General features: G+C 39.0%; 18 protein-coding genes. 14 read left to right on the forward strand and 4 right to left on the reverse strand.

Features of this window, described 5'->3' with window-relative positions:
* Positions 1 to 81 precede the first annotated feature (81 nt).
* Positions 82 to 1,716: a phospholipase D family protein gene (locus HLH18_RS10795; protein ID WP_171546835.1), complete on the forward strand. Its 1,635-nt coding sequence runs from the start codon at positions 82 to 84 to the stop codon at positions 1,714 to 1,716.
* Positions 1,717 to 1,753: 37 nt separating this feature from the next.
* On the opposite strand, the gene HLH18_RS10800 is transcribed toward HLH18_RS10795, so the two are convergent.
* On the reverse strand, positions 1,754 to 2,563 hold the full coding sequence (locus HLH18_RS10800; RefSeq protein ID WP_171546836.1) for a lysophospholipid acyltransferase family protein: 810 nt from the start codon (positions 2,561 to 2,563) through the stop codon (positions 1,754 to 1,756).
* 386 nt (positions 2,564 to 2,949) lie between these two features.
* Here HLH18_RS10800 and hflX point away from each other — a divergent pair, with 386 nt between their 5' ends.
* From hflX to HLH18_RS10840, 8 genes are all read left to right on the forward strand, one after another.
* Positions 2,950 to 4,281, forward strand: coding sequence for a ribosome rescue GTPase HflX (hflX, locus tag HLH18_RS10805; RefSeq protein WP_131290177.1), 1,332 nt, complete (start codon positions 2,950 to 2,952; stop codon positions 4,279 to 4,281).
* A gap of 43 nt (positions 4,282 to 4,324) precedes the next feature.
* Positions 4,325 to 4,696, forward strand: coding sequence for a hypothetical protein (locus tag HLH18_RS10810; RefSeq protein ID WP_171546837.1), 372 nt, complete (start codon positions 4,325 to 4,327; stop codon positions 4,694 to 4,696).
* A gap of 10 nt (positions 4,697 to 4,706) precedes the next feature.
* Entirely contained in the window at positions 4,707 to 5,381 is a 675-nt protein-coding gene (locus tag HLH18_RS10815; protein ID WP_171528895.1) for an LrgB family protein, read from the forward strand.
* Between the two features lie 86 nt (positions 5,382 to 5,467).
* Complete coding sequence (locus HLH18_RS10820) at positions 5,468 to 5,914, forward strand: DUF2147 domain-containing protein (RefSeq protein WP_131290182.1); 447 nt, start codon at positions 5,468 to 5,470, stop codon at positions 5,912 to 5,914.
* Between the two features lie 160 nt (positions 5,915 to 6,074).
* On the forward strand, positions 6,075 to 6,521 hold the full coding sequence (locus HLH18_RS10825) for a DUF2147 domain-containing protein (RefSeq protein ID WP_131290185.1): 447 nt from the start codon (positions 6,075 to 6,077) through the stop codon (positions 6,519 to 6,521).
* 161 nt (positions 6,522 to 6,682) lie between these two features.
* The gene (locus HLH18_RS10830; protein WP_171528893.1) at positions 6,683 to 7,132 is read left to right on the forward strand and encodes a DUF2147 domain-containing protein; all 450 of its coding nucleotides are present in this window, start codon (positions 6,683 to 6,685) and stop codon (positions 7,130 to 7,132) included.
* Positions 7,133 to 7,292: 160 nt separating this feature from the next.
* Complete coding sequence (locus HLH18_RS10835) at positions 7,293 to 7,742, forward strand: DUF2147 domain-containing protein (protein ID WP_171546838.1); 450 nt, start codon at positions 7,293 to 7,295, stop codon at positions 7,740 to 7,742.
* 155 nt (positions 7,743 to 7,897) lie between these two features.
* Positions 7,898 to 8,347 carry a DUF2147 domain-containing protein gene (locus tag HLH18_RS10840; RefSeq protein ID WP_214647326.1) on the forward strand — a complete coding sequence of 150 codons (450 nt, stop codon included), beginning with the start codon at positions 7,898 to 7,900 and terminating at the stop codon, positions 8,345 to 8,347.
* A gap of 61 nt (positions 8,348 to 8,408) precedes the next feature.
* Here the strand turns inward: HLH18_RS10840 and HLH18_RS10845 are convergent, their stop codons facing one another.
* The 3 genes from HLH18_RS10845 to pdxA are packed head-to-tail and all read right to left on the reverse strand — an operon-like array spanning position 8,409 to position 11,060.
* Entirely contained in the window at positions 8,409 to 9,242 is an 834-nt protein-coding gene (locus HLH18_RS10845) for a symmetrical bis(5'-nucleosyl)-tetraphosphatase (RefSeq protein WP_171546850.1), read from the reverse strand.
* A gap of 15 nt (positions 9,243 to 9,257) precedes the next feature.
* Complete coding sequence (rsmA, locus tag HLH18_RS10850) at positions 9,258 to 10,070, reverse strand: 16S rRNA (adenine(1518)-N(6)/adenine(1519)-N(6))-dimethyltransferase RsmA (RefSeq protein WP_171546840.1); 813 nt, start codon at positions 10,068 to 10,070, stop codon at positions 9,258 to 9,260.
* Between the two features lie 21 nt (positions 10,071 to 10,091).
* Complete coding sequence (pdxA, locus tag HLH18_RS10855) at positions 10,092 to 11,060, reverse strand: 4-hydroxythreonine-4-phosphate dehydrogenase PdxA (RefSeq protein ID WP_171546841.1); 969 nt, start codon at positions 11,058 to 11,060, stop codon at positions 10,092 to 10,094.
* Positions 11,061 to 11,384: 324 nt separating this feature from the next.
* On the opposite strand from pdxA, the gene rplM reads away from it, so the two are divergent.
* From rplM to HLH18_RS10880, 5 genes are all read left to right on the forward strand, one after another.
* Positions 11,385 to 11,813, forward strand: coding sequence for a 50S ribosomal protein L13 (gene rplM / locus HLH18_RS10860; protein WP_067724808.1), 429 nt, complete (start codon positions 11,385 to 11,387; stop codon positions 11,811 to 11,813).
* A 12-nt stretch (positions 11,814 to 11,825) separates the two neighbouring features.
* Positions 11,826 to 12,212, forward strand: a complete 387-nt coding sequence (gene rpsI, locus HLH18_RS10865; RefSeq protein ID WP_131290207.1) for a 30S ribosomal protein S9 — start codon at positions 11,826 to 11,828, stop codon at positions 12,210 to 12,212.
* A gap of 332 nt (positions 12,213 to 12,544) precedes the next feature.
* A complete protein-coding gene (locus HLH18_RS10870; protein ID WP_171546842.1) occupies positions 12,545 to 13,198 on the forward strand; it encodes a glutathione S-transferase N-terminal domain-containing protein in 654 nt (217 codons plus the stop codon).
* A gap of 11 nt (positions 13,199 to 13,209) precedes the next feature.
* Complete coding sequence (locus HLH18_RS10875) at positions 13,210 to 13,641, forward strand: ClpXP protease specificity-enhancing factor (RefSeq protein ID WP_171546843.1); 432 nt, start codon at positions 13,210 to 13,212, stop codon at positions 13,639 to 13,641.
* 19 nt (positions 13,642 to 13,660) lie between these two features.
* The gene (locus tag HLH18_RS10880) at positions 13,661 to 14,323 is read left to right on the forward strand and encodes a hypothetical protein (protein ID WP_171546844.1); all 663 of its coding nucleotides are present in this window, start codon (positions 13,661 to 13,663) and stop codon (positions 14,321 to 14,323) included.
* Positions 14,324 to 14,893 lie beyond the last annotated feature (570 nt).

Below are 14,893 nucleotides of genomic sequence, written 5' to 3' on the forward strand. Positions count from 1 at the left end.
ACATCATTCATCTATTCTGATATTTATCTTTTCACAGCTGGCAATTATACTCAAACCCAATTTTGGTATTGTTTATAACTTATGGCGCGATCTTCCCCTCCTACAACTCAACTCGATACTGGTAAATTGCATCGCTCCTCTACTTATAAAACTACAGTATTGTTAAGTTGTAGCCTGATTATAGGGATTCCCGCCTGTACCACCCTGCCCAAGCAAACACCGCAACCGATTGAATATGCGTTTGATACCGAAACCAAACAAACCTCATTGGCGCAAATTATTTTACCGTTAAGAGAACAAAACCCCAATCTTACCGGTTATCATGTTTTGTACGATCCGCTGGAAGCTTTAGCAGCACGCATACATCTTATTGATAAAGCAGAAAAAACTCTAGACTTACAATATTACATCTGGGACAACGATAAAATTGGCTCACTGGCACTGCATTCCATCATTAAAGCAGCAGACCGTGGTGTAAAAGTCCGTTTGTTGATGGATGACAATAATGCCAAAAAGATGGAAGGCATTTATCTGGCACTCGATCAGCATAAAAATATTGATGTCAGACTGTATAATCCTTACCGTTTTAGACATTACCGTGCCATGGACATGGTGCTGGATTTAAAACGTATCAACCGTCGCATGCATAACAAAAGCTTTATTGCAGACAACCAGATTGCTTTAATTGGCGGTCGCAATATGAGTAATCAATATTATAACGTCAGCGACAATTATCAATTTTCTGATGTCGATGTGATGCTGGTCGGCTCTGCATCCGATGAAATTGTTCATTCTTTTGATGAATACTGGAATGATGATTATGCATTTCCGGTCAAACAGATTGTCAATCCTCGGCATTATGCATTGCGTTTTGAGAGTCTAAAACAGCAACTCGAGCAACATTCACAAAAAATTACCGTTCAGAACTATCTTGATTTAGCCACACGCTCACATGCCTTTGAAAAATGGCTGAATAGCAGCATCCAATTTGATTGGGTCAAAGCGGAAATCGTGAGTGATTCACCGAGTAAAATCAAGTCTAAAGCGAAAAAAGAGCAACACCTGAATTTTCAACTGCTGAATCGTTTAGAAAAACCGGAACAAAGCGTCGATATTATTTCAGCTTATTTCGTTCCTGAAAAAAAAGGCGAAAAGCTGCTGAGTGAGCTGGCTCAAAATAATATTCAGGTGCGTGTACTCACCAACTCTTTTAAAGCCAATGACGTGTTTTTAGTGCATGCTTTTTATGGCAAATATCGAAAGAATTTATTAAAGGACAATGTCGAGTTATATGAGTTTCTATCTGTACCTGAAACTGAAAACTTGAATGCCAACACCCAGGAAATCGCTGAAAAAGCCAAAGTCAGCTTAAAAGGTTTAAGCCGTTCCAGCCTGCATGCCAAACTGATGGCGATCGATCAAAAACAGGTCTTTATTGGTTCTTTCAATTTTGATCCACGTTCTGCCTATTTAAATACGGAAATTGGCGTCTTGCTGGATAGTCCGAATTTAGCCAGAGCTGTGCACCAGACCATGGATCAGAATTTATCTAAATATGCCTACAAACTGGTTTTAGATGCCAACAATAAAATCAACTGGAAAATTAAACGTCAGGATGGCAGCATCAAAACCTATCTCAAAGAACCGAAAATGAAATGGTGGCAAAAGGCAGGAGTTAAAGTCATTTCATGGTTGCCAGTCGAAGGCTTTATGTAAGCCTTCGCTTTGTCAGGGATTCATTTTTATTGCCCGTTCACGTTGGACTTTTAAGCGCTATTTGATGCAACTGTACTAAACCTTCGATCATTTTGGTGTGAACTTCCTGAGTCAATGTTTCGACGGTATGCCCTTCAGGCGATATTGCCGGCAATGCCATTAAATGCGCTTTCACTTTAGGCATTTCCAAGACCTTTTTAACATGATCGGCAAAGCTTATATCATTAATAAACGGCGCCACCAGATCCAGTTGTCCATCCTGATTAACATAACAAATCAGACATATTTGTACAGGACGGTTGGCTTCTATGGCTGCAGCTAGAATTCGTCCATAGATTTTTTTTATTCTTAAACCATCTGAAGTGGTCGCTTCAGGAAAAAACAACACCGGAATATCTTGTTTTAAAAATTCGGTAATTTGCTGTTTAATTTTAACCGAATCGCCAGACCCACGTTGAATAAACAGTGTTCCACCACCCTTTGCCAGTTTACCGAGTAAGGGCCATTTTTCAATTTCCGCTTTGGCCAAAAAGAACACTCGAGCACCAGAACCCAAAACGGCGACATCGAGCCAGGAAATGTGATTGCTCACCCACAGCGCTGGCTCACGTGGAATTACGCCATGTACATGAATTTCAAGATTAAAAACTTCGCATAATTGACGGCAAAAATGCTGTACATAACGCGTATTCGACGGATTATTCGGATCTTTATATAAACGGTGACGAAAAACCAGATAAAATCCTTGTGTAATTGCAGCTACAACCGCCAATAACTTTTTACTATATAAGAAAAACTTAGACATACTATTTAACGATGAACTTTCAGTTACAGAGGATTGAGTCATAGATTGATCACTAATTACCGGACACAGCGTTTAATCATTTATTTTCTGCCATTCTATACTGTTCATTTTGATCTTGCATTGATCATAAAAACCGAATCCTGCTTTTTTTTAATTAAATAATTAAACCCAATCAACCCGCTACTTTGATCTAAAACATAAATGATACGAATAGCTCTATATCCGTTAGCAACCTGATCCCCCAGAAAAATAATAAACTTTATCAATATCTTATAATTATTCCAAGGATGATAACTTTTGTATTTAGGCAAAATATTTTTATTTGTTCAGGGTTTTATTCCCTTAGTTTGGCAAGTCTGATCTATTTTTCACTATCCGTGCTTATTTTCTACTAAAATGAAGTTTTAACGTAGTTGAGATAGCATTTAGTGGAATATTTTGAGCGACATCAAGGTGGCGAACGCGCCCTATTAGTAAGTGTCTCTGTACAACTTTTAGATGACCTTGATGCAGAAGAATTTCGCTTATTAGCCCAGTCAGCGGGTGCTGAAATTGTAGAACATATGACCGCTCAACGGATCAAGCCGGATCCAAAACTATTTATTGGTTCTGGAAAAGCAGAAGAAATCGCGGAGCGAGTTAAAGAATTAGAAATAGATTTGGTCATTTTTGATCATGCCTTAAGTCCTTCCCAAGAACGTAATTTAGAACGAGTCATTCAATGCCGCGTGATTGATCGTACCCGGCTCATTCTGGACATTTTTGCCCAACGTGCACGTACGCATGAAGGTAAGCTTCAAGTTGAATTAGCACAACTGGATTATCTGTCTTCACGACTGGTCGGACGCGGCATCAGTTTAGATAGTCAAAAAGGCGGTATTGGTTTACGCGGACCGGGTGAAACCCAACTGGAAACGGATCGTCGTTTACTTCGTCTACGTATTGGACAACTCAAAGACAAACTGGAAAAGGTGCGTCAAACCCGTATCCAAGGTCGTTCTGCACGCCAGAAAGCCGCTATTCCCACAGTATCTCTTGTCGGTTATACCAATGCGGGGAAATCGACACTATTTAACCTATTGGCGCGCTCTGATGTTTATGCGGCAGACCAACTGTTTGCAACACTAGATCCAACCTTACGCCGTTTAAATTGGGATGGGATCGGGGCTTTGGTTCTGGCCGATACTGTAGGTTTTGTCCGTAACCTCGCCCATGCCTTGGTAGAATCCTTTAAAGCCACACTTGAGGAAACGGCTGAGGCCACCTTGCTGCTGCATGTCATCGATTCCAGCAGTCCAGATATGCTGGAACAAATTGAAGCCGTAGAATCGGTTTTAAAAGAAATCGGTGTCGATGTTCCGGTACTGCGCGTCTATAACAAAATTGATCTTAGCGGTGAAGATGCCAAAATTGTGTATGCAAAACCGCATTTGCCTGATCGTGTCTATGTCTCTGCGCATGCCAATCAAGGCTTAGACTTGTTACGCCAAGCAGTTCAAGAATGCTTGATGGGACAATTGCAAAGTTTTGAGCTGGTGTTAAAACCTGAATATGGAAAATTGCGTACTCAATTGTATGCGCTCAATGTCATTCAGACTGAAAATCATGATGAAGAAGGCAACCTGCATTTACACGTCATTATTGCGCCACAAAAGCTGGAACAATTGATTAAACAAGCACATTTGCCGATTGATGAAATTCTGGGAAAAAAAGCCATACAATTTAAAAGGCCATTAGAGGAATTTGAAATCAAAAGATAAATCGGTTAAAACGTGATAAGTATAATTTTAAAGTTTGGTAAAAATGGACTGGATAAAAACAATCGACTGGCCAGCATGGATTGGTACACTGGCATTAATCATCTGCTTTCGTGAGGGAGCAGTATGGTTAATGACGCAATTTAATCATCCTGAACTGGGTAATTTGGTCGGCTTGATTAGCTTGTTGCTGACTCTGCTTATCTGGAGAAATGTCCACAAATTACCTGCGCGTTTAGTCGACACCAACAATAAAATCATGAAAGAAAGTGCCTTTGCTTTTTTACCGATTAGTGCCGGTTCTCTGATTATGTTGGTACACATGGGAAAGGAAATTCCTGTTTTTCTTGTAGTGATGTGTATCAGTACTCTGATTCCATTATGGGTCTACGCAAAAATGGCCAAGCGCTGGTTATAGGGGAAATATGATGTTAGCAGTACTCTACGGTTTTATATTAACCCTGTTCGCCTATCTGATTGCCAAACCTTTAAATAAAAAACTTCCACAAGTGCCGGTCATTGTCATCGGCATGTTTTTCATTATTGGATTGCTGTTTGTATTTGGGATTCCTTACGAATCTTATATGACACAGGTCAATCCGCTATTTAATCATTTACTCGGCTATGTCACCGTTGCCTTGGCTATTCCGCTTGCAGCCATGCGTTATGACGACTTACCACTCAAGGCCATTGTCGGTATTTTGGTGTTTGCCAGTATTAGTGCTGTAGCTTTACCGATGGGACTTGCCTATTTACTGCATATGTCTGATGCAAGCATTATGGCATTTGCAACTCGAGCGGTAACAACTCCAATTGCCATTAATATTGCCACACTTTTACATGCACCACTCACCTTGGTAATTTTAATTGTCATTTTATCCGGTGTGATTGGCGCTGCTTTTTCTCCTTTTATCTTGCGTCATATTCACGATGAAAGAGCCTCTGGTCTGGCCTTGGGCTTGGCTGCACATGCCATTGGGACTGCACAAGCATGGCAACGAGGCAGTGTGGCAGGACGTTATGCGGCTTTTGGCATGGCAGTAAATGCCGTGTTTACAGCTATCTGGTTACCAACCTTTATACTTTATTTGCAGAAAATGTGACTGAGTAATCATTAATAAACATTTATATAGTCAAAATTTGACCTTATGATAAAAATTGTTCATAAAGTTATCCTAAGGTTTTTTTGATGAGAAATTTTAAAATTTTAGCAGCCCTACTTCTTTCTACCAGCAGTAGTGCTGTTTTTGCTGAAGACATTGCGGGAACCTGGAAAAATATTGATGATAAAACCGGTTCTTCAAAAGCGATTATTGAAATTCGTCAAGAAACCAACGGCACTTATACCGCAAAAATTGTAAAAGTAACGCCTCGTCCAGGTTACACGCCCAAAGAAACCTGTATGAATTGCCCTGCTCCTTATACCAACAAGCCTATTCTAGGCATGGATATTTTGAAAGGTTTAAAACCAGCGGAAGGATCCAATTTTACTCACGGTAAGATTATTGATCCACTTAGCGGTCATATCTACAGTATGAAAGCGAAATTAAGTCCGAATGGTAAACGCTTAACCCTGCGTGGTTATGTCGGGGTTTCAGCATTGGGCCGTAGTCAAACCTGGATTAGAAACGACTAAATATGACAAAAAGTCACACTATGTGGCTTTTTTATTCACTATTATTCAAATAATTCACATTATTTTTCATTTTTATGAAGCAATAGGTTGACTGATCTCTAAACGATGATTATATCTTTATATAGATAAAAAAAATATTTTCCAACTCACAGGAATTGATATGAAGAAGAATATATTATGTGCTGCTTTTGCAAGTGTAGTTTTCAGTGGGAATGTATTGGCAAATGATATTACGGGAACCTGGAAAACGATTGACGATAAAACAGGCTCGTCAAAAGCGATTCTTGAAATGCGCCAAGAAAGTAATGGTACTTATACCGCGAAAATTATCAAAGTAACGCCACGCCCGGGTTATACCCCGAAGGAAACCTGTGTAAATTGTCCAGCGCCTTATACTAATAAACCTATTTTAGGCTTGGATATTTTAACCGGGTTGAAAGCTGCCGATAATAACCACTTTGTAAATGCCAAAGTTCTTGACCCCCTCAGCGGTAAAATCTACAGTGGAAAAGCAAAATTGAGTGCCAATGGTAAACGTCTCACTCTACGTGGTTATGTGGGTGTTTCCGCACTTGGTCGCAGCCAAACATGGATTAAAAGTGACTAATTCTGACAAAAAGCCACACTATGTGGCTTTTTTATTCCGAGTGATTTAAATATTTCACATTATTTTAATTTGTTATGACGCAATATATTGACTAATTATAAAACGCTCATAATATGTTCTTATGGATAAAAAAACTACAATCCACAATCGAAGGAATTGATATGAAAAAGAATATTTTGCTTGCTACTTTCGTTGGCTTATTTTTCAGTGGAAATCTATTGGCACAAGATCTGTCGGGGACTTGGCAACAAATTGACGATAAAACAGGCTCACCTAAAGCGCTTATCGAAATTCGTAAAGAAGCCAATAACACCTATGCAGGTAAAATTGTCAAAGTGACTCCTCGTCCAGGTTATACACCTCAAAAGTCATGCAACAATTGTCCAACACCATATACCAATCAACCGATTCTGGGTATGGATGTTCTCACTGGTTTAAAACACGTGCCGGATACAAATAACTATGAAAAAGGGCGTGTCATTGATCCGCTTGCAGGCAAAATTTATGATGCTAAAGTCAAGCTAAGTGCCAATGGTAAACGCTTGACCTTACGTGGCTATGTCGGTATCTCCGCACTAGGACGCAGTCAAACTTGGCTTCGCGCAGAATAGCCAGGATTCGACTTAAATAAAAGCCACAGTGATGTGGCTTTTTTACCTTCATCAATATAATAATTTCATTTTTTGCACACTCTCCAGAATGTTGACTAATCACATAATCAGTCTAATATACCGACTCAATAAAAAGTGTTGCGTTATGGAAAGGTTTTTTATGCAAAAGAATATATTGCTTGCAACTTTGGCGAGTGTGCTTTTTAGTGGCAATGTTTTTGCTGAGGATATTTCTGGAATTTGGCAGCAGATTGATGATAAAACAGGTGCTGCTAAAGCCATTATTAAAATTGATAAAGAAACCAATAATACCTATACAGGTAAAATTATTAAAGTTACACCCCGTCCTGGCTACACTCCTCGTGCAACATGTAATAAATGTCCCGCTCCATATACCAACGATCCAATTTTAGGCATGGAAATCCTTAAAGGTTTAAAACACATGGAAGGGAGCAATAACTACGAAAATGGTCGTGTCATCGACCCGCTTGCCGGGAAAATTTATGATGCCAAAGTTCGTTTAAATGCCAATGGCAAACGTTTGACTTTACGTGGCTATATGGGTGTATCCGCATTAGGACGTAGTCAAACCTGGATTAGACTGAACTAAATAAATACCCATATAAAAGCCACATGATGTGGCTTTTATACATTCGTCAATAAAATAATTGAATCTTTTGTAGACTCCCCAGAATATTGACTAATCACATAATCAACCTAAGATACCGACTCAATAAAAAATAATGAGTTATGGAAAGGTTTTATATGCAAAAGAATCTGTTACTTGCAACTTTGGCGAGTGTGGTTTTTAGTGGCAATGTTTTTGCTGAGGATATTTCTGGAACTTGGCAGCAAATTGATGATAAATCAGGTGCAGCCAAAGCGATTATCAAAATTCATAAAGAAGCCAACAACAATTTTACCGCCAAGATTATTAAAGTGACCCCTCGACCGGGTTATTCTCCGCGAGAAACCTGTAATAACTGCCCTGCACCATATACCAACCAGCCAATTTTGGGTATGGAAATCATTAAGGGCTTAAAACATGTGGAAGGAACCAATAACTATGAAAAAGGTCGGGTGATTGATCCTTTAGCAGGCAAAGTCTATGATGCCAAAATTAAAATGAATGCCACCGGTAAGCGCCTAACCTTGAGAGCCTATATGGGAGTTTCAACTTTAGGACGTAGTCAGACCTGGATTAGACTGGACTAAAAAATTACAAAATAAAAAAGCCACATCATGTGGCTTTTTTATTTTGTAAATCATCCAAACATTACATCACTGGATTATTAACTTTAAATATTTCTTTATCTTCCAGGCGATAGGCAATCAACTGCTTACCCCAAACACAGCCACCATCGACATTCTGAATCTGTGGATTAATGGTTTTACCCTGTAATGCAGCCCAATGTCCAAAGATCAGTTGATGGGTTTTCGCAGCTTCCGATTCAAATTCAAACCACGGTTTAAAACCTTGTGGCATTGGATCATCAAGTGAATCTTTAAAGCTGAACTCTAGACGACCTTCGCTGTTGGTTAAACGCATACGGGTTAAATAGTTGGTAATACAACGTAAGCGTGCATTACCCTCCAGATCATCTGACCAAAGATCAGGTTCTTTGCCGTACATCTCGGCTAAGAAAGCATCTAGCACAGCAAAGTCTTCATGACTGATGATCGCTTCAACTTCTTTAGCCAAGGCAAAAGTTTGTTCTGCCGACCAGATACATGGGATACCTGCATGGGTCAAAATAGTTTGATCATTCGGGAAAAGACACAATGGTTGTTTGCGTAACCAATCAATCAAGTCGTCACTATCAATCGCATCAATCACATCACGGGTATTATCTTTATCTTGTAACGCTTTTAAACCACGCGCACAGGCTAAAAGCGTCAGGTCATGATTACCCAATACCGTCGCTGCGACATCACGATCGACCAGCTTTTTAACAAAACGTAGTGCGCCAATCGAGTTTTCACCACGTGCAACCAAATCACCGGCAAACCAGATAAAATCTTGCTCAGGGTCGAACTTGATTTCCTTCAATAAGGCTTTTAATGCTTCAAAACAGCCTTGAACATCACCAATAACGTAATTGTATCGAATATCCGAGCGCGCCACTTAAGCCACCATTTGATCTGACAAAGCAACAAATTGAGCCATGGTTAAGGTTTCTGGACGTGCCATTGGATCAATACCGGCATTCTCGAAGCCATCTTCCACCAACATACCTTTCAAGCTATTACGCAAAGTTTTACGACGTTGGGTAAATACATGTGAAACCAAACGGGCCAAAGCTTTTTCATTTTTAGCCACGATCGGTTTTACAGCATATGGCTCTAAACGGAATACGGCAGATGTCACTTTTGGTGGCGGATTAAAAGATCCTGGTGGCACTTCAAATAAAAACGTCGGTTTACAGTAATACTGGATCATTACTGATAAACGACCATATTCTTTGGTATTTGGAGAAGCGGTAATACGATCCACAACTTCTTTTTGCAACATGAAGTGCATGTCTTTAACTTTGTCACCAAATTCCAAGAGATGAAACAAAAGCGGTGTTGAAATGTTATACGGCAAGTTACCCACTACACGTAGCGGACGATCTTCCTTAAACAACTCGGTAAAGTCATATTTCAATGCATCAGCTTCAATAATGGTTAAACGCTCTGGATGCGGTACACGGCCGGGCAAACCTGCAGCCAAATCACGATCCAGCTCGATCACGGTTAAGGCATCGCATTCACCAATTAAAGGTGAAGTTAATGCAGCCAGACCCGGACCAATTTCAACAATATTTTCACCTGCACGCGGATTCACAGATCGCACAATTTTGGCAATCACCCGTTGATCATGTAAGAAGTTCTGACCAAATCTTTTTCGAGCCTGATGCCCTTCCTGTTTTGGGTTTAGGGCATTAATCTGATACATAAAAACAGTTCCAACGTGAAATTAGTGACGGGCGAGATCAAGCGCTAAATCGACAGCAACGTGCAAACTTGAACTTTTAGCCAGTCCAGTACCTGCAAGGGAGAGCGCTGTGCCATGATCTACAGAAGTACGAATAAACGGCAAGCCTAAAGTAATATTAATGGCTTCACCAAATCCTTGAGATTTTAACACAGGTAAGCCTTGATCGTGATACATCGCTAAAACGGCATCTACATCTTTTAAATTTTCAGGGGTGAATAAGGTATCAGCAGGAAGGCTCAAACTCATATTAATGCCTTGTGCTCGATAACTTTCAAGCACTGGATTAATCACTTCAATTTCTTCCATGCCTAAATAGCCACCCTCACCTGCATGCGGATTTAAGCCACAAACTAAAATATGCGGCTGCTCAATCTTAAATTTGGTTTTTAAATCATGAATTAAGATATCAATCACTTGATGCAAACGTTGTTTGGTAATGGCATCGGGAACATCACGTAAAGGCAAATGCGTAGTCGCAAGTGCCACACGCAGAGTTTTGGTCGCCAGCATCATCACTACACGTTCAACACCTGCAAATTCTTGGTAATACTCAGTATGACCACTAAAGTGAATACCCGCTTCATTGATAATAGATTTTTGCACGGGAGCCGTTGCGACACCGACACTTTTACCCAACATTGCATAATCGGCAGAACGACGTAATTGCTCTAATACATAGGCAGAATTTTCAGCATTTAACTCACCTAATACCACATCCGTGTTTAATGGAACATGTTCAACATATAACTGACCTTGTGCTGAAGATTCTGATTGTCCTTGATATGCAATAAGTTCAACTGTTTGATTGAGAATTTCAGCGCGTTTTTTTAATAAATTGATATCAGCTAAAACCACAATTGGACGTTCATCAATACGCATCGCCAGACTTAAACAAATGTCTGGACCAATACCTGCAGGTTCACCACTGGTGACATATAAGGGAAGCATATTCCGTCTCTTTTACGCTGTGATCTAATCTCACCATTATATACTCCTTTAACCAGTTACATATTTTGATCCGCAATCATTTTCAACCTGAAAATCCTTTGATGCGATGAACTTTTCATGACCTGACGAAGTTTAATTTCCCTTTGTCGAAAAATCAGAAAATTATCTATGCTTATTCTTTGCACGACGATATTTTTACTATAGAATATAGCGCTTGAAATTTGCTTTTTCATTTGTGATTCTTCACGTATTCGTTTAGAATCGCGTCTCCTTTTGTTTGGACAGATTCCATAGTCCAAACCAACTATAATAGGTAGTGGTTTAATGAAAACTCTCAGCGCTAAGCCAGCTGAAGTTCAACACGACTGGTACGTTGTTGATGCTTCTGGCAAAACTTTAGGTCGTCTCGCGACTGAAATCGCTCGTCGTTTACGCGGTAAGCATAAAACTTCTTATACTCCTCACGTTGACACTGGCGATTATATCGTTGTAATCAATGCTGAAGAAATTACTGTGACTGGTAAAAAAGCTCACGATAAGAAATACTATCGCCATACTGGTTTCCCTGGTGGTATCCGTGAGACTAACTTCGAGAAGTTAATTGCTCACAAACCTGAAGCAGTTTTAGAAAAAGCTGTTAAAGGTATGTTACCAAAAGGTCCTCTTGGTTATGCAATGATCAAAAAAATGAAAGTGTACGCTGGTACTGAGCATCCACATACAGCTCAACAGCCACAAGTTTTGGACATCTAAGGGATACAGCACATGGCTACTAACTATGGTACAGGTCGCCGTAAGACCGCAACTGCACGTGTTTTCTTATCAGCTGGTACAGGTAAACTCGTAATCAACAATCGTACTCTTGAGCAATATTTCGGTCGTGAAACTGCTCGTATGATCGTTCGTCAACCTTTAGAACTTTTAGAAGTTACTGAAAAATTTGACCTTTACATCACTGTTGCTGGTGGTGGTATTGGTGGTCAAGCTGGCGCTATCCGTCACGGTATTACTCGTGCATTGATCGCTGCTGACGAAAACTTAAAACCTGCTCTTCGTCAAGCTGGTTTCGTTACTCGTGATGCTCGTGAAGTTGAACGTAAGAAACTTGGTTTACGTAAAGCTCGTAAACGTCCTCAATTCTCTAAACGTTAATTCGTTTACCGAATCGGACAAAAAGCCTTGGTTTATCCAAGGCTTTTTTATGTCCTGAAAATTTATAGGCAACATTTATTTTCCTATTGTTCATGTACATCTTTACCCCACACTCCTTCATTACACCAAAAGGACTTGCTGAGATAGTAGTTGGCAACACCAATTAAAATAAACAGCATCATTAAACCCAGTTTAATTATCATATTCTCTTGCTCCAGTCATTTTTGCTTATAATCTACATCTCTTGTAGTTGATTCATCTTTTATGCTTCGTGCTTTTTAGGTTGAATTTTAGTATCCTATTCTATTCATTTTTTTGCTTTGTTTGGGATTATGTCCGTCGAAACCGCACCTGTTCAAGGAATTACACTCTATAGCCATGCAGATGACTTTCGTTCACATTGGATTCGCTATGTCCTTGCCGAGAAGCAAATTAAATATCATCTTATTATTGTGGATGAAGACGATGAAGATCTCGCCAGCTTAAATCCATACAACCAAGTACCCATGCTGATTGAAAATGAACTTAAACTGTTCAATACCAGTATTATTTCCGAATATGTAGATGATCGTTATCGTCAAAATAAATTGTATGCTGATGCCCCCATGCCGCGCTCAGAACAACGTCAATATATTTGGCGATTTGAGCAAGATTGGCTAAAACTTGCAGATATCATGTTGCGTCATCCAGATAGCTTAAATGAAAAAGATAAAGCAAAAGCCCAAAAACAACTACGCGACATCCTGATTTCACTGACACCATTATTTCAGCATTTCCCCTATTTCATGTCAGAAAATTTTACAATTTTAGATTGCATGTTAGCGCCAATCTTTTTACGGTTACATTCAATGGGGATTGAACTCCCTAAACAACATTGCCGACCAATTTTATTATATTGCCAACGGATATTTACTCGTCCTGCTTTTATCAAGTCTATGACTATGCAGGAAAAAAATAAATATCGTGAAATTTTAGTGAATCAATAGAGTATCTTTCAATGTCTGATCAGGAATTAAACTTCACTCCCACCCGCCCATATCTTGCGCGTGCAATTTATGAATGGATTTGTGACAACAACCTTACCCCACATTTACTTGTTGATGCCACACAACCGAATACTATGGTTCCAGAACAATTTATTCAAGATGGGCAAATTGTTTTAAATATAGCCCCTCATGCGGTACATAAATTAAATATGAGCAATGAGACCATCACCTTCTCTGCTCGCTTTGGTGGAGTATCACGTGATATATATGTACCCTTAAATGCCGTGATGGGCATTTATGCACGTGAAAATGGTCAAGGTTTATTCTTTGATCCAAATGAATATGAGGATATCCAAACCCCTGAAGATACTTTAAAATCAACAACACTTTCAGAAGAAACTGAACAACCTAAGAAAAAACCGAGCCTACGGTTATTAGACTAAAATAAGACGGAGTAAATTGATGGCTTTTGATTTAGTACAATATTTTGCTGAGCAGATTAACAATCAAAAGCCTCAGCTTCTCGAGCAACACTCTAGAGAAGATAGAAAAGAGCATTTATTAGAAATAAATGCTCTTGTATTGGGTAAGTTAATTACACTTTGGCGTTCTAATGACAAAAAAGTTTATCAAGAAATTTCTTCACCCGAAGAACTTTTTATTCAAGAGGTTGCACGTCATCTAACCACTTCGTCAAAAAATCAATCTACATTAGCTAAAAATGAATTAGAGCCAGCAGTCACAGAAATATTAAGATTACAATTGGCAGAGCTTAAACAGCTCAATGACATTGGTAATCTCGAAGTCCGAGGATTACGGGAATTACTTTTAGGACAAATTGAACATCTTTCAGGTCAAGCCCCTGATTGGGTTTGGTCAACAAACGATCTATCAGAGTTAAAAGGCTCTAAACCAATTGTGCAAGAAGAGATATCATTAGACTCAACGATGAAGGAGTTTAATCAAATGGTTAGTCAACAACATACTGATGCCAATGAAGATCAACACAATGCTGCAGCGGTAGTAAATACTACAGTTCCAGGGTGGTCAAAAATTTTCGAACCTGTAGTTGCTATTATTATTCTCTGGGTTTTATATTGTGCTGCAACACAAATGTTTAACTAAAATATTTAAAATTTTAGTTTAAAAAGATAAAAAATCGCCTAAAGGGCGATTTTTTATTTACTCATAGTCCAGCACTTTAGACTTATAAACAACATAGATAAAAATTGAAAATTCGCTATACCTATTTATTCAATACAGTAATACATATATAAAAGTCTTTTCAATTACCAAAGATTCCTTATCCTATTTACCCAAATTTTTATTTAAACTTTTATTAATTTTTTTGTCTAAAGCATAGAAAGCTGATTTTATTACCATGAACTTTAATAAGGTTAAAAAATTTGTGGGCTTTTAATCGCCTTACATCCTTCTTCTTAGTACAAGAAGTGGCTAAGGATAAATATTTTCATTCTTTCAGAATCAAGGTTTAATCCAAGAAATTTGATATTCACTTTTTTCAAATACTTGATAAAGAAGGCTCCATATAGAGCTTTTTTAAATTTATTCCGCAGATAAAAAAATCCCCCTGCTCTACGAGTCAGGGGGATTTTAGAATGAATGAGCTGGCGATGACTTACTCTCACATGGGTAACCCCACACTACCATCAGCGCAAAGAGGTTTCACTTCTG

This window comes from Acinetobacter sp. ANC 5414 (assembly GCF_013004295.1).
Lineage (GTDB): Bacteria > Pseudomonadota > Gammaproteobacteria > Pseudomonadales > Moraxellaceae > Acinetobacter.

Bases quoted from the DNA above. Each gene is read 5' to 3' on its own strand.
- HLH18_RS10840 (WP_214647326.1), top strand. From the start codon at position 7,898: ATGCAAAAGAATCTGTTACTTGCAACTTTGGCGAGTGTGGTTTTTAGT.
- HLH18_RS10880 (WP_171546844.1), top strand. From the start codon at position 13,661: ATGGCTTTTGATTTAGTACAATATTTTGCTGAGCAGATTAACAATCAA.
- HLH18_RS10820 (WP_131290182.1), top strand. From the start codon at position 5,468: ATGAGAAATTTTAAAATTTTAGCAGCCCTACTTCTTTCTACCAGCAGT.
- HLH18_RS10800 (WP_171546836.1), bottom strand. From the start codon at position 2,563: ATGACTCAATCCTCTGTAACTGAAAGTTCATCGTTAAATAGTATGTCT.
- HLH18_RS10835 (WP_171546838.1), top strand. From the start codon at position 7,293: ATGCAAAAGAATATATTGCTTGCAACTTTGGCGAGTGTGCTTTTTAGT.
- rsmA (WP_171546840.1), bottom strand. From the start codon at position 10,070: ATGTATCAGATTAATGCCCTAAACCCAAAACAGGAAGGGCATCAGGCT.
- rpsI (WP_131290207.1), top strand. From the start codon at position 11,826: ATGGCTACTAACTATGGTACAGGTCGCCGTAAGACCGCAACTGCACGT.
- HLH18_RS10825 (WP_131290185.1), top strand. From the start codon at position 6,075: ATGAAGAAGAATATATTATGTGCTGCTTTTGCAAGTGTAGTTTTCAGT.
- HLH18_RS10870 (WP_171546842.1), top strand. From the start codon at position 12,545: ATGTCCGTCGAAACCGCACCTGTTCAAGGAATTACACTCTATAGCCAT.
- HLH18_RS10815 (WP_171528895.1), top strand. From the start codon at position 4,707: ATGTTAGCAGTACTCTACGGTTTTATATTAACCCTGTTCGCCTATCTG.
- rplM (WP_067724808.1), top strand. From the start codon at position 11,385: ATGAAAACTCTCAGCGCTAAGCCAGCTGAAGTTCAACACGACTGGTAC.
- pdxA (WP_171546841.1), bottom strand. From the start codon at position 11,060: ATGCTTCCCTTATATGTCACCAGTGGTGAACCTGCAGGTATTGGTCCA.
- HLH18_RS10830 (WP_171528893.1), top strand. From the start codon at position 6,683: ATGAAAAAGAATATTTTGCTTGCTACTTTCGTTGGCTTATTTTTCAGT.
- HLH18_RS10810 (WP_171546837.1), top strand. From the start codon at position 4,325: ATGGACTGGATAAAAACAATCGACTGGCCAGCATGGATTGGTACACTG.
- HLH18_RS10875 (WP_171546843.1), top strand. From the start codon at position 13,210: ATGTCTGATCAGGAATTAAACTTCACTCCCACCCGCCCATATCTTGCG.
- HLH18_RS10795 (WP_171546835.1), top strand. From the start codon at position 82: ATGGCGCGATCTTCCCCTCCTACAACTCAACTCGATACTGGTAAATTG.